Raw genomic sequence first — 23,019 nt, 5'->3', positions numbered from 1 at the left:
GCGGCTTTTCCCCGCAATCTGCCGATCTGTGGTTGGAGGCAATACCCGCCTGCGCTCGATTGTCGCGCCGATCCGCAGCCATGGGTCGAATTGAGCTTGGACGGCACACGCCGCTTGCAATATGGTCACACAAATGGATGTATTGCCCGCAACGAGAGATCGGGGCGTGTAACGGATGGAGAACGGGGTTTCCGATGGGGGGAACGGGCGCGAGCAGGGGTAAGGAAGGACCGGGGCTGCTCTGCCGCAATGTCAAGGTAAGCGGTCGCCGTACCAGCCTGAGGATGGAGCCGTACATCTGGGATTCGCTGAAGGAAATCTGCGAGCGCGAAAGGCTGACGCTGAACGAAATCTGCACCCAGATCGACGAGCGGCGGGGCGAGGCCAATCTGACCGCCTCCATCCGCGTCTTCATCGTCAGCTATTACCGCACCGCGATCGGCAATCGCGGCTTTGCCGAAGACGGCCAGTCGCCCCTGCTCGGCAAGGCGATGGACGACGCCGTCCCGCTGGATTGAGATGGGAACGCGGGCAGGACGCCTGCGCGCTCCCGTCTTCGAAGATTTACCAGCGCAGGCTGGGCACCGCGTAGGTGGGCATGTGCCCCGACGCATCGGCCAGGGCGCGCAAATTGACCGGATCGACCGCGGCCCCCCAGGCGGCGCCCCCCAGTTCCTCCTGATGGATGCCGGATGTGACCAGCGCCACGTCGATCCCGGCGGCATTGGCGCCGGCGACATCGGTGCGCAGGCTGTCGCCCACCGCCAGGATGCGGCTGCTGTCGTCGATCCCCAGCAGCTTGAAGCAGCGTTCGTAGACCGGGGCATGGGGCTTGCCGTGCTGGCGCACGTCGCCGCCCATCTCCTCGTAGCGGGCGGCCAGCGTGCCGGCGCAGATCACCAGCATCGGACCGACCATCACCACCAGATCGGGGTTGGCGCAGATCATCGGCAGCCCGGCGGCGAGGCAGGCATCCAGCTGCGGCTGATAATCCGCCACCGTCTCGCCGAAGGTGACGATGCCGGTGTTGACGACGAAGTCGGCCTCCTCCGGGGTTGCCGCGATCCGGTAGCCGAGCCCTTCATAGACGTCGGTGTCCCGCTCCGGCCCGATGTGGTAGAGCCGGCGGCCGAGGGCCGCGTGCCAGGGATCGTCGCGGTCGCGCAGCGCCTCGTAGGTCGCCTCGCCCGAGGTCATGACATGGTCGTAGCGCTCGCGCCCCAGCCCCATGCCGTCCAGCTTCTCGATCACGCCGGTGGTGCGGCGCGGCGCATTGGACAGCAGGCACAGCGTCTTGCCGGCGGCGCGCATGCGGTCCAGGCAGTCGGGCACGCCGGGATAGGGCCGTTCGCCGTCATGCAGCACGCCCCACAGGTCCAGGATGAACCCGTCATACTGGTCGATGACTTCGGCGATGCCGGAAATCTGTCGGATGTCGGCCATGGTGTCCGGTCGGTTTGATGGGTGGGTTTGTGATGAGTGGCGCAAGGATGCGGGTTGCATCAATGGGCCGATCTCAGCGTGGTTGCAGCAACTCCGCATAGACCGCCAGCGTGTCGGCGCACATGCGGTCCTTGGTGTAGCGGTCGGCGACGAAGGCGATGGCGCGGGCGCCGATGGCCTCGCGCTGCTCCGGGGTCAGCGACAGCGCCTCGTCCAGCGCGCGGGCAAGGGCGTCGGGATCGTCCGGCGGCACCACCCAGGCGGTTTCGCCGGGGACGACGGTCTCCTGATAGGCGCCGATGGCCGAGACGATCACCGGCTTGCCCATCGCCTGCGCCTCCACGATCACCCGCCCGAAGGCTTCCGGCTCGCGCGAGGCGGAGACGACCACCGTCGACAACAGGTAGGCCGCGGCCATGTCGCTGCAATGGTCGGTCATCCGCACCACGCCGCGCAGGCCGGCATTGGCGATGCGGTTCTCCAGCTCTTCCCGGTAGCCGGTGCGGCCCTGGTCGGAGCCGACCAGTAGCGCCAGCACGTCCTTGCGCCCCAGCTTGGCCAGCGCGTCGATCAGCACGGTCTGGCCCTTCCAGCGGGTCAGCCGGCCGGGCAGCAGGATCACCGGCCGGTCGTCCGGCAGGTTCCATTGCTTGGCGAGCGTCACCAGCCGCGTCGGGCTGACCCGGTCGGGGGCGAAGACGCCGCGGTCGATGCCGCGGTGGATGACGCGCACCCGCTGCGGATCGACCGGGTAGTTGCCCAGCACATGGTCGCGGATGAAGCCGGAGATGGCGATCACCCGCTCGCCGCGCGCCATCACCGAGTTGTACCAGCGCTTCAGCCGGCCGCCGACCGGACCGGTGCCGAAATTATAAGGCGCGTGGAAGGTGGTCATGTAGCGGGCGCCGGTCTCCCGGCAGGCCAGCCACGCGCTCCAGGCCGGCGCGCGGGAGCGGGCATGGACGATGTCCACCTTGTGCTCGCGGATGATGGCAGCCAGCCGGCGGGCGTTGCGGCGGATGACCAGCGGGTTCTTGGAGGCCAGCGGCAGCGTCAGGTGGGTGATGCGGGCGCGGTCCAGCTCGCGCACCATCGGCCCGCCCTCCGACGCCACCAGCGGCTTGCCGCCGGCGGCCTGCAGGGCGAGCGCCATGTCGATGCAGCCGCGCTCCGCCCCGCCGGTGACCAGCGTCGGCACCACCTGCAGCACCGTCGGCGCCCGGCCGCCCGGCCAGTGCTCCGGCCAGTTGGGGACAGGGGTGTCCTGATGGGCGTCCGCGTTGCGCGGGGAATGGTCGGTGGTAAGGTGGGGGTCGAAATCCATGATGCCGGCTGCTCGCAAGGGGCGGCCCGGAACCGGCCGCAGGCCCCGGCATGCCGGATCGCCGTCGAGCCCGGTGCCCGACCGCGTGCCGGTGTCCGTTTGTCGAAGGTGACCGTATGACCGAAACCGCAGCCCATCCGGGCGGCGCGCACCATAGCCTAACGCGCGGTGCCGCGACCATAGCCTATCACCACACCCCTGCCGGCCCGTCCGGACAGGGCAAGCCGGGCGTGATCTTTCTGGGCGGCTTCATGTCCGACATGACCGGCGGCAAGGCGACGACGCTGGAGGCCTGGGCGGTGGAACGCGGCCTGTCCTTCACCCGCTTCGACTATCAGGGCCATGGCGCGTCCAGCGGGCGCTTTGCCGACGGCACCATCGGCCTGTGGGCCGACGACGCGCTGGCGGTGCTGGACCGGGTGACGACGGGACCGCAGATCCTGGTCGGCTCCTCGATGGGCGGCTGGATGATGCTGCTGGCGGCGACGCGCCGGCCGGAGCGGGTGGCCGGTCTGGTCGGCATCGCCCCGGCCCCCGACTTCACCGAAGACCTGATGTGGGACATCTTCGATGCCGATGTCCGCCGCCGGATCATGGAGGAGGGCGTCTGGAACCGCCCGTCGGAGTACGGCCCGGAGCCCCAGCCGATCACCCGCGCCCTGATCGAGGACGGCCGCAACCATCTGCTGCTGCGCGGCCCCATTGCCTTCGGCGGCCCCGTCCGCCTGCTGCACGGCCAGCGCGACCCCGACGTCCCCTGGCAGCTCAGCCTGCGCATCGCCGAGGCGCTGACCGGCGACGATGTCCGCGTCACGCTGGTGAAGGACGGCGACCACCGCCTGTCCCGTCCCCAGGACCTGGACCTGCTGTGCCGTACCGTCGGCGCCCTGGTGGATGAGATGGTTGGATGAGATTGGAGGATGAGAGTGGCGCGGTTTAGCGAGCCGCCAAAAAAACGTCGTTTGCGTGAAACGGAGGCTTGCATAGCCGCGAACCTCTGGCTATAACGCGGGCCTCTACGGAGGGGTGGCCGAGCGGTTGAAGGCGCACGCCTGGAAAGTGTGTATACGTCAAAAGCGTATCGAGGGTTCGAATCCCTCTCCCTCCGCCACGAAATCAGGTCAGAGCGTTGAATTCCTTTGGGAATCCGCTCTGGCCTTTTTCTTTTCCATACAGTTTACCCCACACTTTGCGGCGGATTGACGCCGCTGTTGGCGGACGTTTGCGGATGGAGCCGTTCTGGCTGCTATGAACTGGCGGTCATCTGGCCGACACCTAATCTGCCCGGTATATCAGCGCGGAGTGAGCGGCCTTTTTAGGCAAGGTGGGTGGGATATTGTGTCTTTTGCCGCCTATGGGTTGCATCCATTGACTTGGTTGCGGTTCCTTGGATATAGGCTGCCTTCGCAGTTGGTGTTTCCGCTGCGTGCACTCTTCGAAATTGTGAAGGCGGGATAACGCATGAGCTGGATGGATAGCCGATTTGGCAATTTTATATCATGGGTCACTATTGTTGGATTTGGTGCGCTTATTGGCGATAATGCCTACAATGCCGGGCTTTCAGCTCTGCAAGGAGTCAACTATTGGAAGCTATTGGTAATAATGGCTGGGGGCTTCGCATTGGTGGGGTTGGTGCTGCGCGAGCCTATGCTAAGATACATCTTTTCACTTGTAGTTGCGTTTTTTGGCGCGGCAATAGCTGTCGCTGCGGCAGCGGCAGATGCTGCGATTCAGATCGCAACACTTTGGGCTTTTGACAAGCCGACCAATTTTTCGAACAATATCTACTATGCTTGGCTCCTGGCAGGTTGCGTCGCTGGGGTGTTGTACTTTATTGCAACTCAAATTCAGCGAATTCGGTACGAGCGAGCATTGAGCGCTCGGCGTCAACAGGCTGAGTTAGATAGGTTGAGGGAACTATCTGGAATTCCCAAGCAACAAAATTCTGTCGTCGCCCCTCATCAAGAGAAGAAGGGGTTTTGGGAAGCGCTTTCAATCAACCCTCCCCTTGTGTTGATAACGATGCTCTGCACAATCATGGGCTTTGTTTTTGGCTCTCTGAAAGATTTTGTGTCACTCCTAAAGTGCGCTGGCTAAGTGTGGATTGGCGCAATGCGGTAACATTTTGCATGCGTGTTTAGCGCTTTGTTTCTAGGAATGTGGGGATCTCTTGTTTGTGCGGCCCATGTTAATCAAGCGTTGCTCGCCAACGCCTTAAACCACAAAAAATTTCAAACAAGCAAAAGGTCTTCCCATTCCTCCGCGTCTTCCTCCTCATCACCGCCGACGACAAGGAAGCCGTCCGGCCGGTCGGCGGTTTCGTAGATGCTGGGACCTTCGTCGCCGGCCAGGATGCGGCCCACGGCCATGGCTGCGGCAACCGCACCATCGATCCGGCCTCGCGCGTTCTCCTTGGTGAACTTCTCGTTCTCGGCCGCGTCCTTCTCGGCCACCACGTTGGCGAAGAACATCCGCAGCACCGGGGCTCCGCCGTGTCGGAACTCACCGCCCAGGATGGCGCGCTTCGGTTCGTGGGCGGGCACGGCCATGCTGGCAAAGCGCTGTCCGAAGGTGGCGATGGTGATATCCTCCGCTGAAACGCCGTGCCGCGCGGCGGCGCCCTTCAGGCTTTCGGCACTCCGCGGGAGGCGGTCACCGCCCAGTTGCTGGCGGAGGTGTATTGCATCGACGTTCAGGTCGAGACCTGTTCGCGCGTCAGCCTGCAGATCATCATCGATCATGCGTTTTGACAGCCCTCCACTGAACAGCCCAAATAGAAAAGCCCGCCCCACATCGGCGCATGCCGGTGCGGGGCGGGCTGTCAGTCTTTTCCGGTGCCTGGAACGGAAGGGGCGGTGCCCCTTACTTTGACCGCGACACGCGGCGCAGGAAGTCGATGAACTGTGCCTGCTCTTCCGGGGACAGGTCCTTGACCATGCCCTGGTCGTGCGCCTGGACGCGCGGGATCAGGTCGTCCATCAGCGTCTGGCCTTCCGGCGACAGGCGCAGCGCGTAGGAGCGGCGGTCGTTGGGCGAGGGAGCGCGCACGACGAGGCCGCGCGACTCGAGACGGTCGATCACAGCGACCATCGTCGACCGGTCGATGCCGACCGCCGTGCCCAGGTCGGACTGCGACAGTCCCTCGTTCTCCCGGATCATGATCAGCACGCCGAACTGGCCGGGCGTGATGTCATGCGGAGCGACCGCATTCTGAAAGCTTTGGAACACCGCAACCTGAGCCTTGCGCAGGTTGTAACCCACCAGCTCCGGAAGGGGGCCAAGGGCGAGCTTGCCGTTCTTGCCGGGCCGCAGACGCGACCGCCGGTCGGCGGGGGTGGAACGCTCGTTGTCAGTCACCGTGGATGCCATATTTTGGATGAATTATCGGATGAACGGATAAAATGCGGGCAAGGCTTTCGTTTGTCAGCAAGAACCGCACAGACAACAGGCTATGCATACCAGATATGCGTTGAGCGTATTGGTGGGAACGCGTACAAATTCCATCTTGAAGAGTCAAGAAGTGATCGACGCCGATTCGACGCCGATCGCCCGCCCAGCGGTTTCCCCTGCCGCGCGCGGGTTCCCGAATCGGAGCTTCCGACGCCCGGTCCCCCCCAGACCGGGCGTCTTCGTTTTTGGCCGACCCCTGTTTGGAACGCTGGACCGATTTGCAGGGCAGGGCGGATGGTTGGGCGCTTGGTCCGTTGCCGGCTTTCGGGTTAGCTGTGGGTAAGCGTTCCAACCAGAGAGCCGATGCCATGGCCTTCGCCATTCCCCTGTGGTCCCAGCCGGCCGTCCCCGTCGTGGGCGGCGATCCGTTCCCGGTGCGCCGCATCTACTGCGTCGGCCGCAACTATGCCGCCCATGCGCGCGAGATGGGCGCCGATCCCGACCGCGAGCCGCCCTTCTTCTTCATGAAGCCGGCCGACGCCATCGTCGCCGACGGCGCCACCATCCCCTATCCGCCGAAGACCGCCAACCTGCACCACGAGATCGAGCTGGTGGTGGCCATTGGTGCCGGGGGCGGCACCGGCGGCCGCGACATCCCGATCGACCGGGCGCTGGACCATGTGTTCGGCTATGCCGTCGGCCTCGACATGACCCGGCGTGACCTGCAGGCCGCCGCCAAGAAGGAAGGCAAGCCCTGGGACATGGGCAAGGGGTTCGACCAGTCGGCACCCTGCTCCGCCATCCGCACCGTCGCCGACATCGGCCACCCGGCCAAGGGCGCGGTCACCCTGCAGGTGAACGGCGAGCCGCGGCAGAAGGGCGACCTGTCCGACCTGATCTGGTCGGTGGCGGAGACGATCTCCTACCTGTCCGGGTTCGTCGAACTGCAGCCGGGCGACCTGATCTACACCGGCACGCCGGAGGGCGTCGGCCCGGTGGTGGCCGGCGACGTGCTGACCGGCGCGGTCGAAGGCGTCGGCACCCTGACCCTGACCATCGCCTGAGCCGCCGGCAATGCGCATCGCGACCTGGAACATCAATTCGGTCCGCATGCGTCTGGACCTCCTCCTCCGCCTGATGGAGGAGGAGCGGCCGGACGTGATCTGCCTGCAGGAAACCAAGGTGGTGGACGCCGACTTCCCGCTCGGCCCGCTGGCGGAGCGCGGCTATGTCCACGCCCACATCCACGGGATGAAGAGCTACAACGGCGTCGCCATCCTGTCGCGCCTGCCCTTCGAGTCGCATGACGTCCAGCACTGGTGCGGCAAGCAGGACTGCCGCCACGCGCTGGCCCATCTGCCGGGCGGGATCGAGCTGCATTGCGTCTACATCCCCGCCGGCGGCGACATCCCCGACCCGGCGGTGAACGACAAGTTCGCCCACAAGCTCCAGTTCCTCGACGAGATGACCCACTGGCTGGGCACGGAGCGGACGTCCGACCGGCCGATGGTGCTGGTCGGCGACCTGAACATCGCGCCGCTGGAACAGGACGTCTGGAGCCACAAGGAACTGCTGTCCGTGGTCTCCCACACGCCGATCGAGGTGGAAAAGCTGGCGGCGATGCAGGCCTCGGCCGGCTGGGTCGACGCCATGCGACGCTTCGTTCCGCCGGAGGAGAAGCTCTACACCTGGTGGAGCTACCGGGCGAAGGACTGGGCCGCCTCCAACCGAGGCCGGCGCCTGGACCACATCTGGGTGACCCCGCCGCTGGAAGGGGCGCTGACGGGCATCAAGGTGCTGCGCGACGCCCGCGGCTGGGAGCCCAAGCCGTCGGACCATGTGCCGGTGATCGTCGATCTGAACGTTTGAGATCTGGCCGTCTGGGATCTGGCCGTCTGGGATCTGAACGTGTGATGGGGGAGGGGGCGGTTGCGCCCCCTTACTCCAGCGAACCCTATTCAAGCAGGCTGATGTTCAACCGAACCAGTTCCGGTGCGCCGCCCTTGGCAATGCGGAACAGGTGGGCGCAGCCGTTGCGCAATTCCTCCGCCGGGTCGTCGCGCATGTCCCAGCCGGTGGCGAGCGAGTAGAGCGCACGCAGGATGCCGTTGTGGGCGACGGCGCCGGTCGGATGCCCCTCCGCCGCGAGGTCGGCGAGCCAGGAGCGCAGACGGGCCTGAACCTCGCGCGGGCTTTCGCCGCCGGGCGCCTTGAAGTCCAGACCCAGCCGGTCGTGGCGGGCCGGCATGCGGCCCTCGGCGCGCAGGTCCTCGGTGCGCTGGCCTTCCCACTCGCCCCAGTCCATTTCGACGATCCGCGGCTCCGGCGTGGGATCGAGGCCGAGCAGGGTGGCGGTCTCCCAGGCCCGGCGCTTCGGGCTGGCGACCCAGCGCAGCCCGGCCGACTCGGGCGGCAGGCGATAGCGGGCGACCCGTGCCCGGCCGGCGTCGGACAGCGGCTCGTCGATGCTGCCCTGGATGCGCCCTTCGGCGTTCCAGGCGGTCGGGCCGTGGCGGAGGATCAGCAGGGTGGTCATGACGGTACCGGTGCGCGGGTGACGGGACAGTGCCCGGAGTTTAGCGCTTCGCCGTCTTCTGCACCGGCATTTCCTTGACCTGGGCAAGCGCCACGCGGACGCGCGACAGATCGGGCGCCGCCGCCCGGATGGCGGATTTGGCCGGAGCCTTGGCCGGCTTTGCCGGCGACTTGCCCGGTTTGACCGCCTTGGCCGCCACCTCGGCCACCTGCACGCGGCCCTTGCCGCCGCCATGCTTCATGGCGAGCGCCTGGGCCCTGGCGCGGGCGCGGGCCTGAGCCTCCAGGATCTGCGGCGCGCGCGGTTCGCCGGTCTTCGGCGTCCAGGAGCGGAAGGGGCCGGTGTCGACATGGACATGGCCGGTGTGGGCGTACATGGCGTAGCCGCCGCGCTGCATCGCCGCCGCTTCCTCCGCCAGCCGCGAGGGCGGGATGCCGGCGATGGAGAAGTCCGCCGCCTGACCGCGCATGTGATAGGAGTTCTCGGCGACGTTCGGGTTCGTCCGGGCGAGGCTGGCGTTGGTTGCGCTCGACCGGTAGCCGGAGGTGAGGCGGATCGGCGACTCCGCCGACGCGCCGACGCGCTGGCGCAGCTCCACCAGCATATCGACCAGGGCCGGATCGACCGGGATCACCTCGTCGCTGCGGCGGTCGCGGAACAGGACGGCGATCTCGCGCATCGCGGCCGGGTCATAACCGTCGCCGGGGCGCCAGTAGGTGACGGACGCCGTCTCCCCGCTGGCGGGATGCTGCAGGACCACGCTGCGCGGTTCGCCGTCGAACTTGGCGCTTTCCAGCGGCGGCGCGGTGGCGCAGCCGCCAAGCTGCGTCGCGACGGTCAGCACGGCGAGAATACCCAAGGCACGACCGGTCATGCGCATCGCTCTTCCCCCCAAGCTTTGCACGCATCAACGACCCCGCCCGCCCCAATCGTGGCGGGGTTGCACACCGATCTAATACCAAGATTGTCACAGGAGGCCAGTGTGACAAAGCAACCTGTGGCGTAATGAACACGCACAAGCGCTTTTGCTCAGTGGAACCGATTGTTCGGGATTCAACCGGTGCGGATCGCGCCGATCCTACAGGGACAGCTCCATCCCTTCATAGGCCACCAGGGATCCGGGGCGCATCGCCGCCGCTTCGGCTGCGATGGCGTCCAGCGCGTCGTCGGTGCGGGCCGGGTCGTGGTGGAAGATCACCGCGCGGCCGACTCCGGCCGCCTCGGCCAGCCGCAGGCATTCCTGCCAGGTCGAATGGCCCCAGCCGACGCGCGACGGGTATTCGGCGTCGGTGTAGGTGCTGTCATATACCATCACGTCGGCGCCGCGCAGCAACTCCAGGATCACCGGGTCGCGCCCTTCGGCCGGATGCTCGGTGTCGGTCAGGACGCACAGGCTGCGACCGCCATGCTCCACCCGGTAGCCGGTGGCGCCGTCGGGATGGTTCAGGCGGCAGGTGCGCACCACCACTCCCGCTGGCACTCCCGACGCCAGCTCCAGCGTCTGGCCGGCCTGGAAATCGCGGAACTGGCAGTCGGCACGGAAGATCTCGACCGGCACGGGGAACAGCGGCGCCGTCATCATGTCGGCCAGCACGGTGCGGAAGGGTCGTTCCGGCGGCAGATGCCCGGACCACAGCCGCAGCCGGCCGGCCGGGTCGAAGGCCGGCGCGAAGAAGGGCAGGCCGCTGATATGGTCGAGATGGCTGTGGGTCAGCAGCAGGTCGATGTCCACCGGCCCACCGTCGCGCGCCAGCGACTCGCCCAGCGGCCGGATGCCGGTGCCGCAGTCGAAGACGATGTGGGTGCCGCCGCAGCGTACCTCGATGCAGGCGGTGTTGCCGCCATAGCGCACGGTGGCCGGGCCGGGCGACGCGATGCTGCCGCGCACGCCCCAGAAGCGCACGGTGAAGGGGGACCCGCCGCCGGACTCTTCAGGAGCGGGCGGTTGCGCGGAATTGATGGTGGAACGGACGGTCATGACGGCGCCATCGTGGCGGCCCCGCTTGCCCAAGTCTAGAGCTTCCTGCGTTTGATATGAAACGCAGGAAGCTCCAGCCTTATGTCTGGCGATCGGATTCACGCTTCAAATCGATACCGATTTTCGCGATCCGATCTGGCAAATCCGAACAGGTCGTGTCGCGAGTCGACACCCTACGAAGGGCATCTGTCCAAACCCATAAGATGTGGTAGGTTGGGGCTCGTCGCGCATTGCGCGGCATGACTCCCAAAGGGTCCCCGCGCGGGTGGGGACCGGCTCCGGCGGAACCCGACGCGGATGGATCCTGACAAGCTCGCCAAAGTCCTCGCCATGGCCGAGTCGGAGCATCAGGGCGAGGCGCTGTCCGCCCTGCGCGCCGCCCGCATCATGCTGTCCCGCGCCGGGCTGTCCTTCCGCGATCTGGCGGAGCGCGCCCGCACGCCGGTGCCGCCCGCGGCCGAGCCGCCGCCCGCCGCCCAACCTGCCGAACCCGCCGGTGCGCCGGCCCCGCCGCCGCCGCCGGACGAACTCGTCCGCGGCCTGCGCCGGCAGGTGAAGGACCTGGAACTGGAACTCGCCACTCTGCGGCGGCAACTCGACAAGGCGGCGGGCGATGCCGACCGCCAGCGCGAGGAGGCCGACCGCTGGCGCACCCTGGCGCGCGAGACGGCGGAGAAGCTGTGGGACATGGGCAAGGCGCTGGAGCGCAAGCACTCCCGCCATGCCGACAGCGACAAGCGCCGCGCGGTGCTGGACCTGCTGCAGGACCCCGGCAGCGCGCTGCTGTCCGACCGCGAGATCGCCCGGCGCGTCGGCGTGTCGCCGCACGACGTCGCCCACTGGCGCCGCCGGATGGCCATCGTCGGCCGCAAGCTGCGGCTGCTGCCGGTGGTGCCGCGCGGGCGCGGCCTGTGGGGCGGCCCTTCGGTCTGCGGACTCGGCGTGGCCCGGCTGGGCAAGCTTTCGGGTGGGCCGCAGATGGGCGAGCGTCGCCGCTGGCTGGGCTTTGCCGGCGAGGTCACCATCGCCGAACGGGGAAGCCGCCGCGAACTGGCCTCCGTCGGCCGGCGCTGATCTGGTGAGGTCGACCGGGGAGCCGGCTCAGGGCACCAGACGGTAGCCGCCGGGTTCCGTCACCAGGATGCGGGCGTTGGACGGATCGGCCTCGATCTTCTGGCGCAGGCGGTAGACGTGGGTCTCCAGCGTGTGTGTGGTGACCGCCGCGTTGTAGCCCCAGACCTCGCCCAGCAGGGTTTCGCGCCCGACCACCAGATCGCCGGCCCGGTACAGGTATTTCAGGATCGCCGTTTCCTTCTCGGTCAGGCGGATCCTGCGGTTGGTGGCCTCGTCCAGCAGCAGCTTGGCTCCGGGGCGGAAGCTGTAGGGGCCGATGGCGAAGACCGCGTCCTCGGTCTGCTCGAACTGGCGCAGCTGGGCGCGCAGCCGGGCGATCAGCACCCCCAGGCGGAAGGGCTTGGTCACATAGTCGCTGGCACCGGATTCCAGCCCCAGGATGGTGTCGGCATCGCTGGCCGATGCGGTCAGCATGATGACGGGACAGCGCACCCCCTCGCGCCGCAGCAGCTTGCAGACGTCGCGCCCGTCCATGTCCGGCAGTCCGACGTCGAGCAGGATGGCGGAGAAGCCGGTTCCGGCCTCGGCCGCCTTGCGGACCGCGTTCAGCGCGCCGGCGCCGTCGCCGGCCTCCTCCGTCTCAAGCTCCTCCAGCAGGCGAAGCTGCTCCGCCAGCGACTGGCGCAGGGCGGTGTCGTCGTCGACCAGGAGGATGCGCTTTGCGATGGTCATGGTCCGCGGCACGAAGTCGGAAGTCGAAGATTGACGCCGGCAGGGCCGGGGCGGCGCCTTAGTAGCATGGCGCCGGTGGATTGTCGTGATGGCTTGTGGCGAAGCGGATGGGCCTTCCAGATGGGCCTTACTACAGAACCGCCAGCAGCCCCGCCGCCCCATCGGCGTCCGCGGCGGCGAGGACGATCCGCTCGGGCCGCACGCCCAGGTCCCGCAGGGTGGCGGCGACGGCCTCGTCCGGCACCGCGACATGGCGCATCAGCGACAGCGCCCCCTGTTCCAGATTGCGGCGCACGGCGGCCTCTTCGGTGGTCAGACCCGGCTCGGTCCAGTGCAGGCGTTCGATCAGCGCGGTGAAGCGCAGGCGCCGGCTGTCGGCCGGCAGGCTGGCGGCGAGGTTGGGCAGGGCGTTGCCGTCCAGCAGGACCGGCGCGCCGTCGGGCAACCGCGACAGCGCGACGTCGGCCGCCAGGATCGCCGACGGATCGACCTGCGGGTGCGGGCCGGGCAGGGCGTGGAGCATGATGCCGGCGCCAGCGGAGCGCAGGGCCTCGACCATGCGGCGGCCATAAGCATCGGCGGCAAGATCGGCCGGCATCACCAGATGCACGGACACGGTCGGATCAGGGGGCGTCGAAAGGGTGGTCACGGGGAACGGGCTCCCGGTTGAAGGGCTGCGGTCGCCATCCCGGCGCCCATGGTCAAGGGCGGCGGAGCGGCCCGTTGGAGGGGCCGACTCCGCCCGGCCGGCGGCCCGGGATGGTTCCCGCGCCGGGCAGGCTAGCCGGATCGTTGTGTCCCCGGCAACGGTGTGGCGCGCGGGAATTGCTGGACAGGGGCGCGCCACCTGCGCTTTGCTTCGCCCGCCGAACGCACCATGTCCCGTTTTACGCGCCGTATCCGGCGCACCCGCTACGCAAAGCCGCTGACGATGCAAGCCGAACGCTCCTCCGCCACCACCACGGTCACCCTGTCCACGCCCGCGGCAGCCGCCGCGGCGGCGCCAATCGACGAGGCCGCCGTGCGCGCCGTCGACCGGGCGCTGGCCGCCCTGCGCCGGGGCGAGGTGGTGGCGATCGAGACCGCCGACGGCACGGTCGGCGCCGCGGTGTCGGTGGAGTCGGTGGCGCTCGACGCCGTGGAGCGGCTGAAGGCGCTGACCGGCGGCACCCCGCGGCTGGTGGTCACCCGCCGCCGCGCCGTGGTGCTGGGGCTGGCCGCCGCCGCCGCGGCGCAGCCGGTGAGCGACATCGCCGACGATCAGGCGCCCGGCGCCGCGGCGGAGGCGTTCGGCGCCATGACGCTCGACCGGCCCGGCGGGCTGACCGCCGACCAGGCCCACGCGCTGGCCGATCCCGAACAGCATCCGCAGGCCCAGGATGCGCTGCCCGCCGGTCTGGCCGCCGTCGAGGCTTGCCCCGGCAGCCGCGAGGCCGCGGCGGTGGATCTCGCCCGGCTGGCCCGCCTGCTGCCCGCCGCCATCACCGCCGACCTGCCGTCGTCGGCCCGGATCAGCGCTGCGGAGTGGGCGGCGGAGCATGACCTGCTGCTGGTGCGGGCGTCGGACGTCGCCGATTACCGTGTCCATGTGGTGCGGACCCTGCGCCGCGTCGCCGACGCGCGGGTGCCTCTGGTCGGGTCGGAAAACACGCGCATCTACGCCTTCCGCCCGGCCGACGGCGGGCCGGAGCATCTGGCCATCGTCATCGGCGACCCTGATCCGCAGCAGCCGGTGCTGGCCCGCCTGCATTCGGAATGCTTCACCGGCGATCTGCTGGGGTCGCTGCGCTGCGACTGCGGCGACCAGCTGCGCGGCGCCATCGCCGAGATCGCCCGCCAGGGCAGCGGCGTGCTGCTGTATCTGGCGCAGGAGGGGCGCGGCATCGGGCTGGTCAACAAGCTGCGCGCCTACCGCATCCAGGACCGCGGTTTCGACACGGTGGACGCCAACGAGATCCTCGGCTTCGAAGCGGACGAGCGCGTCTATCTGCCGGCGGCGGAGATGCTGCGGCAGCTTGGCTTCGAGTCCGTGCGGCTGATGACCAACAACCCGGAAAAGCTGCGCCAGCTCGCCCGCTGCGGCATCGCGGTGGTGGAGCGGGTGGCCCACATCTTCCCGGCCAACGGCCACAACGAGGCCTATCTCCGCACCAAGGCGGAACGCAGCGGCCATATGTTCTGACCGAACGGCCGGGGCGGAAGGCCGGGGCCGGCGGGGCAGGAATCGCCATGCCGGCCCGGCAGATCTTGCCGGCCTTTTGCCGACCGGGCCGCGCTGGGAATCGGATTCCGGGTGCTGACCGTCCGGATCCTCCCGAATCGGTCGATTCCGCTTCGGATCGGGCGTCCCGGCTTGGCACGCCGCTTGCTGTACCCTGTCGTGACCACCGAGCCGGGAGACCGCCCATGGCCATCGACGCCACCACGATCGACAGCAGCGCCGTCCAGCGTCCGGCGCCGCGCGAAAAGGCGTCGCCGGTCATCAGCGACGGCCACAACGGCGGCCCGGTGGAAATCCAGGGCGACATGTCCTTCTGGGACTTCCTGGACATCATCAACCCGCTGCAGCACATCCCGATCGTCAGCACCATCTATCGCGAGATCACCGGCGACACCATCCAGCCGTCCATGCGGATCATGGGCGACATGCTGTATGGCGGCGTGATCGGTGGCATGGCCTCCATCGCCAACGCGGTGGTCGAACAGGCGACGGGTCAGGATGTCGGCGAAACGGTCATGGCCTCGCTCGGCTTTGGGGACGGTGACCATCCCGCCGCCTCCACCGCCGTCGCGGACGCCTCGGGGGGGCCGGCGGCGTCCGGCTCCCCCGCGGAGCCGCAACAGGCGCAGCAGGCTGCAGCCGGAGGACTTGCCGCCGCGCTGGCCGCCGCCAAGCCCGCCGATCTCGGGTCGGCGCCGCCGCAGCCCGCGGCCGGGCAGCCGGTCCGGCTTGCGGCCGCCACCTCCGCCGCCAAATCCGCCGATGCCTCGCCGGTCCTGACGGCGCAGCTCGCGGCCGGGGCGGTTCCTCATCCCAGCAAGATGCCGACGCGCGACACGCCGCTGGCCAGCTCCGCGCTGGCGAAGCACAGCGTGCCCCACTATGCCGCGACGATCCCCGGAGCGGTGACGGCGAATGCACGCGCCGCCGGTGCGGCGGCGGCCAATGGCAATGGCGGCGGCCAGCCCCAGCCCGCCGCCGGGCAGCCGGGCGGCCAGCCAGCGGGCCAGCCAACCGAGGCGGCCCCCGCCGCCGGCCCGACTCCGGTCGCGCCGGACATGTTGTCGGAGACGATGATGCGCAACCTCGCCAAGTATGAGCAGTCGCGCAAGGCGGCGCAGGGTGCCGCGGGCAGCACCACACGGGTGACGGGATGAGCATCGAGATCACCGTGACGCCGGATGAAGGCGGCAATGACGGCGCACCAGTCACCACCGGCCGGCTGCGCTGGCCGGGCGGCGAGGTGCCCTGTGTGCTGGGCCGCGGCGGCGTCCGTGCCGACAAGCGGGAGGGCGACGGCGCCACTCCCGTCGGCCGCTTCCCGCTGCGGCGCGTGCTGTGGCGTGCCGACCGGCTGGCTCCGCCGGAGACCGGGCTGCCGCTCCATCCCATCGCCGAGCGGGACGGCTGGTGCGACGCGCCGGAGGATCCCGCCTACAACCGTCCGGTCATCCGGCCCTATCCCGCCAGCCACGAGGAGATGTGGCGGGACGATCACGTCTACGACGTCGTGGTGGTGATGGGGCACAATGACGACCCGGTGGTGCCGGGGATGGGCAGTGCCGTGTTCCTGCACCTCGTCCGCCCGGACCGCGCGCCGACCGCCGGCTGCGTCGCGCTGGCGCCCGACGACATGCTGCGCCTGTTGAAGGACTGCGGGCCGGGAAGCGCGCTGAGCGTCGCCGGCCCGGCCGCCTGATGCTGCGGCCTGTTGTCGGGCCAGGGCGTTTACCGGGCCGTTTATTGGGCCGGATAGGGGCGCGCGCCGAAAATCGCCGTGCCGACCCGCACATGGGTGGCGCCGAAGCGGACCGCGGTCTCGAAATCGCCGCTCATGCCCATGCTGATTTCCGACAGACCCAGCCGGCGCGCCATCTCCGCCAGCAGGGCGAAATGCATCGCCGGCTCCTCGTCCACCGGCGGGATGCACATCAGCCCGGTGACGGGCAGCCCCAGCCGGTCGCGGCAGTCGGCCAGGAAGGCCTCCACCTCCACCGGGGCGAGGCCGGCCTTCTGCGGCTCCTCGCCCGTGTTGACCTCGATCAGGCAGCGCGGGCGGCGGCCGGATTTCGCCATCTCCTCCGCCAGCGCCTCCGCCAGCTTCGGGCGGTCCAGCGTCTGGATCACGTCGAACAGGGCGACGGCATCCCGGACCTTGTTGGTCTGCAGCGGACCGATCAGGTGCAGTTCCAGCTCGGGGAAGCGCTCCTTCAGCGCCGGGAACTTGGCCTTGGCCTCCTGCACCCGGTTCTCGCCGAACACGCGCTGGCCGGCGGCGAGCGCCTCCTCCACCGCTTCGGCCGGATGGGTCTTCGACACGGCGACCAGCGTCACCGCGCCGTCGCCGCGCCCGCAGGCCGATGCGGTTTCCGCAATGGCGCGGCGCACCGAGTCGAGCCGTCCCGCCACGCTGTCCGCGTGGGCGGAACCGCCTGCTTCGGCGCCGGTTTGCGTATCTCTGCCAGTGCCCTGCGTCGTCGTCATGGCCGCCCCCAATCCGGTCGCTGCGGGTGTACAGCGCTTCCGCGGCGTGTTAGCGGACGGTCCGCGGAAACGCAAGCGCCCCAAGCGACCATGCCCTTTGCGTCCGGATCGCCGGTGCGGGGGATCGTCATCGTTTTTGCACATCGAGGAGACCTCCGCATGCGGAGTCCGTATCGTTCCCTGCTCTCCGTCCTGACGTCGGTGGCCCCCGCCGGCCTCCTTGCTGTCGCGGTCGCCATCTGGTCCGTCGCCACTCCCGCCCACGCCGAAGACCATGCGAAGCCGGCCCCCAAAACCGCAACGCCGAAAGCCGAGGGCAAGGCGAAGCCCGGCGCCAAGGACGGCAAGGCCAAGCTGATGCTCGGCTCGCCGATGACCAAGGTGCGCTTCAGCGAGCCCGCCTTTCCGCTGACGGACGACGGCACCTATCGCAGCTTCATGGACAGGATTCTGGACGAATACGGCCGCCGTTGCGTGCGGCAGGAGCAGTTCGGCTGGGAAATCGCGAAGGACGATCAGGAGCGGCTGGACTTCATCTTCCAGGGGACGATGGCGAATTACGGCCGTCTCGGCTTTCTGCTGGGGGAAATCCATCCCAAGTCTGTGACCGATCCGGAAACCCTCGCCTTCCTCGCCGACCGCAACAAGGAGCGCTACCTGCTGGTCTGGACGCCGCTGGAGTCGTCGGTGCTGTTCATGATGTGCGATACCGCGGCCAAGGATGCCAAGGCCGACCAGCCGAAATCCGCTCCGAAGAAATAGGGCGGTCCGGAATGACGGAAAAGGCGGCGGATGTCTCCGCCGCCTTTCGCGTTCGTGCCGTCCGGGCCCGCGTGCGCTCAGAAAGCGAAGCGGGTGTCCCACAGGACGATGTTGGCGTCGTTGTTCACACCGCCGACCTTGTTGTCGAGATAGCTGTATTCCAGACCCGTGGTCAGGCCCGGCGCCACAGTGTAGGTCACGCCGGCCTGCCAGACATGGGCACGGGAGTTCAGCCCGGCGAAGTTGCTGTCGATGCCCTTGGCGTCGGTGTAGGTGGCGGCCAGGATGACCGGACCCATCGTGTAGTTGGCGCCGACGATCCACAGCTGCTGATCGTCCACGCCGCGGGTGCCGGTGGCATAGCCGCTGTCGCCGCTGAAGGCGTAGCTGCCGCCGACCTTGAAGTTGGCGTAGGACACATTGGCGCCGACATGGACCGAGGACAGGTCCTCGAGCCCGCTGGCCGCCTTGGCGAACTGGTAGGCGGCGCTCGCCTCCACGCCGAAGCCGCCGAACGCGCCCTTGTAGGTGGCCTGGACCTCGGCCATGTCGTGATAGGCGGTGGTGTTCTTGCGGCGGTTCACGTCGGTGTTGCTGCTGCCGTACACCGGGGTGTAGGCGGCGCCGACCTGGAACCCGGCGAAGCTCGGCGTCAGGTAGATTATCTTGGTGCTGGCGTCGCCCGACTCCAGCGTGCGCAGGCTGCCCAGCACATAGGGGGCGCCGTTGGCGTTCACGTAATAATTCAGGAACTGGGCGTCGGGCGAGCCTTCGATGCCTTCGACGTTCGGGCCGATGATGCCGTATTCGTCCGACAGGCCGTTGATCACGCCGGCCTGCACCGTGCCGAAGCCGCCGTTCACGAAGATGAAGGCGCGGTCGCTGTCGGTGCTGCGGTTGTTGGCGGTGCCGCCGGAGGCGCGCAGGCGCAGACGGGCACCGTATTCCAGACCGTTGTCGGCCTTGGCCGTCGGCGTGATGTTGAGGCGGAAGCGGTTGGCGAACTCGGTCTGGCGCAGCCCGTTGTCATTGTCCTGGTCGACATAGGCGCCCTGGAAATAGGCGTCGCCACCCAACAGGATATCGAACTTGGCCTGGGCCGAGGCGGTGCCGCAGCCGGCGGCGAGGGCGACGGCTGCACAGCCGATGACGAGAGAGCGCTTCATGGCATGTCATCCCGGATGCATGCGCCCCATCGGAGAGAGGCGCGAGCGGTGTCTTATGCTCCAAAACTTAATCCCGTCACCGGTCGACCGGCAAGTGACCGATATGGTGGAAGTCTCCGCATCCCGAGGACAGTGATGGGAAAAACACGCACTCCCGGATCATGTGAATTCATATAATAAGTATTTGGCGATTTTCTGGCGATTGCTTGCAAGGAGATCGCCGCTTTGTCACCGGAAAGGGGTAACCCCTTCGCTGGGCGCGTCGTGATGGTCCTGTGCGCCGGCGGGCAAAACGGGGCACGGCATCCGGGGGAACAAAAAAAGAGGCGGCGGATTTCTCCGCCGCCTTCGCGTCTGCTGCCAGGAGCCTGCTTCTTAGAAAGCGAAGCGGGTGTCCCACAGAACGATGTTGGCATCGTTGTTGACGCCGCCCGACTTGTTGTCGACGAAGCTGTACTCCAGGCCCGTGGTCAGGCCGGGGGCGACGGTGTAGGTCACGCCGGCCTGATAGATGTGGGCGCGGGCATAATCGGCGGCGGTGGCGGCACCGGTGCCGACATTGGCGCCCTTGGCGTCGGTGTAGGTGGCGGCCAGGATCACCGGACCCAGGGTGTACTGGGCGCCGACCAGCCAGACCTGGTTGTCGTCGACACCGGTATGGCCCTTGCGATAGCCGCTGTCGCCGCTGAAGGCATAGCTGCCGCCGAGGGCGAAGGCGCCGTAGGAGATGGTGGCGCCGGTGTGGATCGACGACAGATCTTCGAAGCCGGTCGGGGCCTGGGCGAACTGATAGGCGACGCTGGCTTCCAGGCCGACGCCGCTGAAGGCGCCCTTATAGTAGGCCTGGATTTCACCCATGTCGTTGTAGGTGACGTTCTTGCGGCGGTTCACGTCCGTGCCGCTGCTGCCGTAGGTCGGCGTGTAGGCGGCCGACAGCTTGAAGCCGGCGAAGCTCGGGGTCGAGTAGACGATCTTGGTGCTGGCGTCGCCCGACTCGAGCGTGCGCAGCGAACCCGTCACGTACGGCAGCGAGGTGACGCCGTAGTAGAGGCCGTAGAAGCCGTCCGGGCTGCCCGAGATGCCGTCGACGTTCGGGCCGATGACGCCCGAGTCGTCCGACGGGCCGTTGGTCACGCCGGCCTGCACCGAACCGAAGGTGCCGTTCACGAAGATATAGGCGCGGTCGTAGTCGGTGCTGCGCGCGTTGTTGGTGCCGTTGCTGGCACGCAGACGCAGGCGGGCGCCGTATTCCAGGCCGTTGTCGGCCTTGGCCGTCGGGGTGACGGTCAGGCGGAAGCGGTTGGCGAACTCGGTCTTGCGCAGGCCGTTGTCATTGTCCTGGTCGACATAGGCGCCCTGGAAGAAGGCGTCGCCGCCCATCAGGACGTCGAACTTGGACTGGGCCGAGGCGGTGCCGCAGCCGGCGGCGAGGGCGACGGCTGCGCAGCCGATAACGAGAGAGCGCTTCATGGATTGCCATCCTTGTGCGTACGCCCCGTTTGACCGGGAGCGGCGGTTGTCTTGTCGGCCGTGACCTTCCGGCCGGGGCCCTTATGGGAATGACTTAATCGCGAGTTGCTCGGCGCCACAAGGGGGAAACCGACGTGCTTTCACGCATCCGCAACACAGTTGCGGGAAAACCACACCGGTAACTCTCTGAAAAGAAAAGGAAAATCGACTATGCCGTTTTTTTGACGCATGAGCGGCCCAGGATTTGGGCGTCCTGCCCACGCCGCGGGCATAAAATTGGGCATAAAAAAAGAGCGGTGGCCGAAGCCACCGCCCTCTCTTTCCGTTTCCGGACGTCTGATCGGAAGACCGATTAGAACGCCAGGATGGTGCGGACGAGCACGACGTTGCCCTTGTCGCTGAGAGCCGAGGTCTCGGCATCCAGGTCGAAGTAGTCGTACTGAGCCTGCAGGGTCAGGCCCGGAGCGACGGTGTAGCCGACGCCGATTTCGTAGACCTGCAGCTCACGATCGCCGGAGATGGCAACCGAGCCGGCGTCCTTGCCGTTCTTGTAGTTGGCGCCGACGACGATCGGGCCGGTGGTGTACTGAGCACCGATAACCCAGTTGCGGGTCGACTCGGTGAACAGGCCGGTACGGTCGTTCAGGCCCGACTTGCCGAAGTCGGTGTAGCTGCCGCCGATGCTGAAGCCGGCGTAGCCGACGGTGGCGCCGACCTGCCAGGCGTTCAGGTCCTTGTAGTTCGAACCGGCGACGTTGTCGACGGCCTGGCCCCAGTAGTAGCCGGCGCTGCCCTTGACGGTCACGCCGCCGAAGGTGTTGTTGTAGTTCGCGCCGACTTCGACCATGTCGGTGTAGGTGCCGTTGCCGCCGCCGGCGAAGGTGCCGACCGGCTTGACGCGGTTCACGTCCGTGCCCGAGCTGTCGTTACGCGGGGTGTAGCTGGCGCCCAGCTGCAGACCGGCGAAACGCGGCGAGAAGTAGACGATCTTGGTGGAGTTGCCGTCCGGGTTCAGCGACGGCCAAATGATGCTGTTGCCGGTAACGGTCGCGGCCGGGCCGTTGCCACCGATGTTGGTGTTCGGGCCGAAGTAGTTCTGGACCTGATCGACCAGGGCCAGCGGCAGGTAGTCGGTCGGCGCCGAGACGTAGGTCTCGTCGTTGAACGAGTTGGTCACGCCCATGCGGACCTGACCGAAGGTGCCCTGCGCGAAGATGTAAGCGCGGTCAGCGTCGGTGGTACGGGCGTTGTTGGCGCCGGAGTTGGCGCGGATACGCATGCGGGCACCGTACTCCAGGCCGTTATCGGCCTTGGCGGACGGGATGATGTTGATGCGCATGCGGTTGCGGAATTCGGTCGAGCGCAGGCCGGAGTCCAGGTCCTGATCGACGTAGCCGGCCTCAAAGTAGGCGTCGCCACCGACCTTGACTTCGAACTTGGCCTGGGCGTTGGCGGCGCCAGCGCCGAGGGCGAGAGCGGCGGCAGCGGCGCCGGCCAGCAGATAACGGTTCATGATTGTTGCCTCCATCCTGGCAGCAGATGTTTCAGCCTGGTTGACGTCCTGGCTGAGACTTTCGTACGCACCCCCGCCCTTGCCAGCAAGCGGCAAATCTCCCCGATTGCTGCATTGGGGGGACAGTGTGTCGCACGGAGCACACTAAGAAGACCCCCCCTGTCCGCCCCGCCACAGTCGAAGCCGGCAGGCCCCGCCTGTTGTCGTCCTGTTGTCGCGAGGCGGGGCAAAGACGCTTCCGCTGTTGCGTGGGGCCGTCCACTTATGGTCTGTTCACCGGCATTCCGCGCGTGACTCGCGCGCGGCATCCCCATTTCTGAACCGGGTTCCCGACCATGCGCCGTTCGACCGCCCTTCGCCTTGTCCCTGTACTGCTCGCGGCTTCCGTCTCGATCGCCGGCTGCGCAAGCTGGGGCGGCAAGACCGAAACCGTCGAAGAGCAGATGAAGAACAAGGACTACAAGTTCGGCAGCCTGCTCGGCACCGACGGCGGCCTGAACCTGTTCGGCAAGAACAAGCGCGGCGGCGACCAGGACAGCGCCGGCGGCATCGGCGTCAACAGCTTCCTGTGGCGCGCCTCGCTCGACACGCTGTCCTTCATGCCGATCGCCTCGGCCGATCCGTTCGGCGGCGTGATCCTGACCGACTGGTACACCCCGCCCGATTCGCCGAACGAGCGCTTCAAGGTCAACCTCTACATCATGGACCGCCAGCTGCGCGCCGACGGCGTCCGGGTTTCTGTGTTCAAGCAGCAACGGACCGGCAACGACTGGCGCGAGGTCGCGGTCGGGCCGGAAACCGCCGGCCAGTTGGAGGATGCGGTGCTGACCCGCGCCCGCCAGCTTCGCGTCTCGCAGAACGCCGCGGTCCGCTGACGCGGCGACCGGCCTCCCCGGGCGACCCCCAGGCTGCCCCTGGGCGGTCCC

24 protein-coding genes and 1 tRNA gene are annotated in these 23,019 nt (G+C 67.9%); 12 read left to right on the top strand and 13 right to left on the bottom strand.

From position 1 onward, the window contains the following. Positions 1-80: 80 nt before the first annotated feature. A complete protein-coding gene (locus TSH20_RS18100) occupies positions 81-518 on the top strand; it encodes a ribbon-helix-helix domain-containing protein (protein WP_348770443.1) in 438 nt (145 codons plus the stop codon). A gap of 46 nt (positions 519-564) precedes the next feature. Here TSH20_RS18100 and TSH20_RS18095 read toward each other — a convergent pair whose 3' ends face one another. Next, complete coding sequence (locus tag TSH20_RS18095; RefSeq protein WP_109076015.1) at positions 565-1,443, bottom strand: TIGR01459 family HAD-type hydrolase; 879 nt, start codon at positions 1,441-1,443, stop codon at positions 565-567. A gap of 73 nt (positions 1,444-1,516) precedes the next feature. After that, positions 1,517-2,767: a glycosyltransferase family 4 protein gene (locus tag TSH20_RS18090; RefSeq protein WP_109076014.1), complete on the bottom strand. Its 1,251-nt coding sequence runs from the start codon at positions 2,765-2,767 to the stop codon at positions 1,517-1,519. A gap of 116 nt (positions 2,768-2,883) precedes the next feature. Here TSH20_RS18090 and TSH20_RS18085 point away from each other — a divergent pair, with 116 nt between their 5' ends. From TSH20_RS18085 to TSH20_RS34690, 3 genes are all read left to right on the top strand, one after another. Next, complete coding sequence (locus TSH20_RS18085) at positions 2,884-3,678, top strand: alpha/beta hydrolase (protein WP_109076013.1); 795 nt, start codon at positions 2,884-2,886, stop codon at positions 3,676-3,678. A 109-nt stretch (positions 3,679-3,787) separates the two neighbouring features. Beyond that, positions 3,788-3,878: transfer RNA gene (locus TSH20_RS18080), tRNA-Ser, on the top strand. A 350-nt stretch (positions 3,879-4,228) separates the two neighbouring features. Then, positions 4,229-4,864, top strand: coding sequence for a hypothetical protein (locus TSH20_RS34690; protein WP_146205312.1), 636 nt, complete (start codon positions 4,229-4,231; stop codon positions 4,862-4,864). A 134-nt stretch (positions 4,865-4,998) separates the two neighbouring features. Here the strand turns inward: TSH20_RS34690 and TSH20_RS34685 are convergent, their stop codons facing one another. Both TSH20_RS34685 and TSH20_RS18065 read right to left on the bottom strand, forming a co-directional pair. Continuing rightward, positions 4,999-5,508: a terminase TerL endonuclease subunit gene (locus tag TSH20_RS34685; protein WP_146205313.1), complete on the bottom strand. Its 510-nt coding sequence runs from the start codon at positions 5,506-5,508 to the stop codon at positions 4,999-5,001. 121 nt (positions 5,509-5,629) lie between these two features. Beyond that, entirely contained in the window at positions 5,630-6,124 is a 495-nt protein-coding gene (locus tag TSH20_RS18065; protein WP_244560711.1) for a MarR family transcriptional regulator, read from the bottom strand. 401 nt (positions 6,125-6,525) lie between these two features. Between TSH20_RS18065 and TSH20_RS18060 the strand changes: the two genes are divergently transcribed. Together TSH20_RS18060 and xth are read left to right on the top strand one after the other, a co-directional pair. Continuing rightward, positions 6,526-7,221, top strand: coding sequence for a fumarylacetoacetate hydrolase family protein (locus TSH20_RS18060; protein WP_109076011.1), 696 nt, complete (start codon positions 6,526-6,528; stop codon positions 7,219-7,221). 10 nt (positions 7,222-7,231) lie between these two features. Further along, on the top strand, positions 7,232-8,026 hold the full coding sequence (xth, locus tag TSH20_RS18055) for an exodeoxyribonuclease III (RefSeq protein WP_109076010.1): 795 nt from the start codon (positions 7,232-7,234) through the stop codon (positions 8,024-8,026). Between the two features lie 85 nt (positions 8,027-8,111). On the opposite strand, the gene TSH20_RS18050 is transcribed toward xth, so the two are convergent. From TSH20_RS18050 to TSH20_RS18040, 3 genes are all read right to left on the bottom strand, one after another. Then, a complete protein-coding gene (locus TSH20_RS18050) occupies positions 8,112-8,693 on the bottom strand; it encodes a histidine phosphatase family protein (protein WP_109076009.1) in 582 nt (193 codons plus the stop codon). Between the two features lie 40 nt (positions 8,694-8,733). Beyond that, positions 8,734-9,567 carry a DUF882 domain-containing protein gene (locus TSH20_RS18045; RefSeq protein ID WP_247871090.1) on the bottom strand — a complete coding sequence of 278 codons (834 nt, stop codon included), beginning with the start codon at positions 9,565-9,567 and terminating at the stop codon, positions 8,734-8,736. A 204-nt stretch (positions 9,568-9,771) separates the two neighbouring features. Continuing rightward, entirely contained in the window at positions 9,772-10,671 is a 900-nt protein-coding gene (locus TSH20_RS18040) for an MBL fold metallo-hydrolase (protein WP_109076056.1), read from the bottom strand. 297 nt (positions 10,672-10,968) lie between these two features. Between TSH20_RS18040 and TSH20_RS18035 the strand changes: the two genes are divergently transcribed. Further along, positions 10,969-11,745, top strand: a complete 777-nt coding sequence (locus TSH20_RS18035) for a hypothetical protein (protein WP_109076007.1) — start codon at positions 10,969-10,971, stop codon at positions 11,743-11,745. A gap of 27 nt (positions 11,746-11,772) precedes the next feature. Here the strand turns inward: TSH20_RS18035 and TSH20_RS18030 are convergent, their stop codons facing one another. Beyond that, positions 11,773-12,477, bottom strand: coding sequence for a response regulator transcription factor (locus TSH20_RS18030; protein ID WP_109076006.1), 705 nt, complete (start codon positions 12,475-12,477; stop codon positions 11,773-11,775). Between the two features lie 130 nt (positions 12,478-12,607). Next, entirely contained in the window at positions 12,608-13,126 is a 519-nt protein-coding gene (locus TSH20_RS18025; RefSeq protein WP_247871091.1) for a glycosyl transferase, read from the bottom strand. A 282-nt stretch (positions 13,127-13,408) separates the two neighbouring features. Here TSH20_RS18025 and ribA point away from each other — a divergent pair, with 282 nt between their 5' ends. From ribA to TSH20_RS18010, 3 genes are all read left to right on the top strand, one after another. Continuing rightward, positions 13,409-14,659 carry a GTP cyclohydrolase II gene (gene ribA, locus TSH20_RS18020; RefSeq protein ID WP_109076054.1) on the top strand — a complete coding sequence of 417 codons (1,251 nt, stop codon included), beginning with the start codon at positions 13,409-13,411 and terminating at the stop codon, positions 14,657-14,659. 224 nt (positions 14,660-14,883) lie between these two features. Continuing rightward, positions 14,884-15,855 (top strand): hypothetical protein, encoded by a 972-nt coding sequence (locus tag TSH20_RS18015; RefSeq protein WP_109076005.1) that lies wholly within the window; start codon positions 14,884-14,886, stop codon positions 15,853-15,855. Continuing rightward, positions 15,852-16,397 (top strand): L,D-transpeptidase family protein, encoded by a 546-nt coding sequence (locus TSH20_RS18010; protein WP_109076004.1) that lies wholly within the window; start codon positions 15,852-15,854, stop codon positions 16,395-16,397. Before TSH20_RS18015 ends, TSH20_RS18010 begins: the two co-directional genes overlap by 4 nt. Positions 16,398-16,438: 41 nt before the next feature. On the opposite strand, the gene TSH20_RS18005 is transcribed toward TSH20_RS18010, so the two are convergent. Continuing rightward, positions 16,439-17,182 (bottom strand): YggS family pyridoxal phosphate-dependent enzyme, encoded by a 744-nt coding sequence (locus TSH20_RS18005; RefSeq protein WP_247871092.1) that lies wholly within the window; start codon positions 17,180-17,182, stop codon positions 16,439-16,441. A 159-nt stretch (positions 17,183-17,341) separates the two neighbouring features. Here TSH20_RS18005 and TSH20_RS18000 point away from each other — a divergent pair, with 159 nt between their 5' ends. Continuing rightward, positions 17,342-17,944, top strand: a complete 603-nt coding sequence (locus TSH20_RS18000; protein ID WP_109076002.1) for a hypothetical protein — start codon at positions 17,342-17,344, stop codon at positions 17,942-17,944. A 77-nt stretch (positions 17,945-18,021) separates the two neighbouring features. Here TSH20_RS18000 and TSH20_RS17995 read toward each other — a convergent pair whose 3' ends face one another. From TSH20_RS17995 to TSH20_RS17985, 3 genes are all read right to left on the bottom strand, one after another. Beyond that, entirely contained in the window at positions 18,022-19,110 is a 1,089-nt protein-coding gene (locus TSH20_RS17995; protein ID WP_109076001.1) for a porin, read from the bottom strand. A gap of 375 nt (positions 19,111-19,485) precedes the next feature. Beyond that, on the bottom strand, positions 19,486-20,580 hold the full coding sequence (locus TSH20_RS17990; protein ID WP_109076000.1) for a porin: 1,095 nt from the start codon (positions 20,578-20,580) through the stop codon (positions 19,486-19,488). A gap of 352 nt (positions 20,581-20,932) precedes the next feature. Beyond that, positions 20,933-22,093: a porin gene (locus tag TSH20_RS17985; protein WP_109075999.1), complete on the bottom strand. Its 1,161-nt coding sequence runs from the start codon at positions 22,091-22,093 to the stop codon at positions 20,933-20,935. Positions 22,094-22,428: 335 nt separating this feature from the next. On the opposite strand from TSH20_RS17985, the gene TSH20_RS17980 reads away from it, so the two are divergent. Further along, positions 22,429-22,968 (top strand): DUF3576 domain-containing protein, encoded by a 540-nt coding sequence (locus tag TSH20_RS17980; RefSeq protein WP_109075998.1) that lies wholly within the window; start codon positions 22,429-22,431, stop codon positions 22,966-22,968. Positions 22,969-23,019 lie beyond the last annotated feature (51 nt).

The sequence above is a fragment of the Azospirillum sp. TSH20 genome, from assembly GCF_003115935.1.
Taxonomy (GTDB): domain Bacteria; phylum Pseudomonadota; class Alphaproteobacteria; order Azospirillales; family Azospirillaceae; genus Azospirillum.
The sequence above is the reverse complement of the archived record's forward strand: the minus strand, read 5'-3'. Positions and strand labels throughout refer to the sequence as shown.

Coding starts and splice junctions, on each gene's coding strand:
- TSH20_RS18095 (WP_109076015.1), bottom strand. CDS start 1,443: ATGGCCGACATCCGACAGATTTCCGGCATCGCCGAAGTCATCGACCAG.
- TSH20_RS18060 (WP_109076011.1), top strand. CDS start 6,526: ATGGCCTTCGCCATTCCCCTGTGGTCCCAGCCGGCCGTCCCCGTCGTG.
- TSH20_RS18000 (WP_109076002.1), top strand. CDS start 17,342: ATGCGGAGTCCGTATCGTTCCCTGCTCTCCGTCCTGACGTCGGTGGCC.
- TSH20_RS34690 (WP_146205312.1), top strand. CDS start 4,229: ATGAGCTGGATGGATAGCCGATTTGGCAATTTTATATCATGGGTCACT.
- TSH20_RS18005 (WP_247871092.1), bottom strand. CDS start 17,182: ATGACGACGACGCAGGGCACTGGCAGAGATACGCAAACCGGCGCCGAA.
- TSH20_RS18100 (WP_348770443.1), top strand. CDS start 81: ATGGGTCGAATTGAGCTTGGACGGCACACGCCGCTTGCAATATGGTCA.
- TSH20_RS18090 (WP_109076014.1), bottom strand. CDS start 2,767: ATGGATTTCGACCCCCACCTTACCACCGACCATTCCCCGCGCAACGCG.
- TSH20_RS18050 (WP_109076009.1), bottom strand. CDS start 8,693: ATGACCACCCTGCTGATCCTCCGCCACGGCCCGACCGCCTGGAACGCC.
- xth (WP_109076010.1), top strand. CDS start 7,232: ATGCGCATCGCGACCTGGAACATCAATTCGGTCCGCATGCGTCTGGAC.
- TSH20_RS18040 (WP_109076056.1), bottom strand. CDS start 10,671: ATGACCGTCCGTTCCACCATCAATTCCGCGCAACCGCCCGCTCCTGAA.
- TSH20_RS34685 (WP_146205313.1), bottom strand. CDS start 5,508: ATGATCGATGATGATCTGCAGGCTGACGCGCGAACAGGTCTCGACCTG.
- TSH20_RS18010 (WP_109076004.1), top strand. CDS start 15,852: ATGAGCATCGAGATCACCGTGACGCCGGATGAAGGCGGCAATGACGGC.
- TSH20_RS17980 (WP_109075998.1), top strand. CDS start 22,429: ATGCGCCGTTCGACCGCCCTTCGCCTTGTCCCTGTACTGCTCGCGGCT.
- TSH20_RS18035 (WP_109076007.1), top strand. CDS start 10,969: ATGGATCCTGACAAGCTCGCCAAAGTCCTCGCCATGGCCGAGTCGGAG.
- TSH20_RS18085 (WP_109076013.1), top strand. CDS start 2,884: ATGACCGAAACCGCAGCCCATCCGGGCGGCGCGCACCATAGCCTAACG.
- TSH20_RS18015 (WP_109076005.1), top strand. CDS start 14,884: ATGGCCATCGACGCCACCACGATCGACAGCAGCGCCGTCCAGCGTCCG.
- TSH20_RS18030 (WP_109076006.1), bottom strand. CDS start 12,477: ATGACCATCGCAAAGCGCATCCTCCTGGTCGACGACGACACCGCCCTG.
- ribA (WP_109076054.1), top strand. CDS start 13,409: ATGCAAGCCGAACGCTCCTCCGCCACCACCACGGTCACCCTGTCCACG.
- TSH20_RS17990 (WP_109076000.1), bottom strand. CDS start 20,580: ATGAAGCGCTCTCTCGTTATCGGCTGCGCAGCCGTCGCCCTCGCCGCC.
- TSH20_RS17995 (WP_109076001.1), bottom strand. CDS start 19,110: ATGAAGCGCTCTCTCGTCATCGGCTGTGCAGCCGTCGCCCTCGCCGCC.
- TSH20_RS17985 (WP_109075999.1), bottom strand. CDS start 22,093: ATGAACCGTTATCTGCTGGCCGGCGCCGCTGCCGCCGCTCTCGCCCTC.
- TSH20_RS18045 (WP_247871090.1), bottom strand. CDS start 9,567: ATGACCGGTCGTGCCTTGGGTATTCTCGCCGTGCTGACCGTCGCGACG.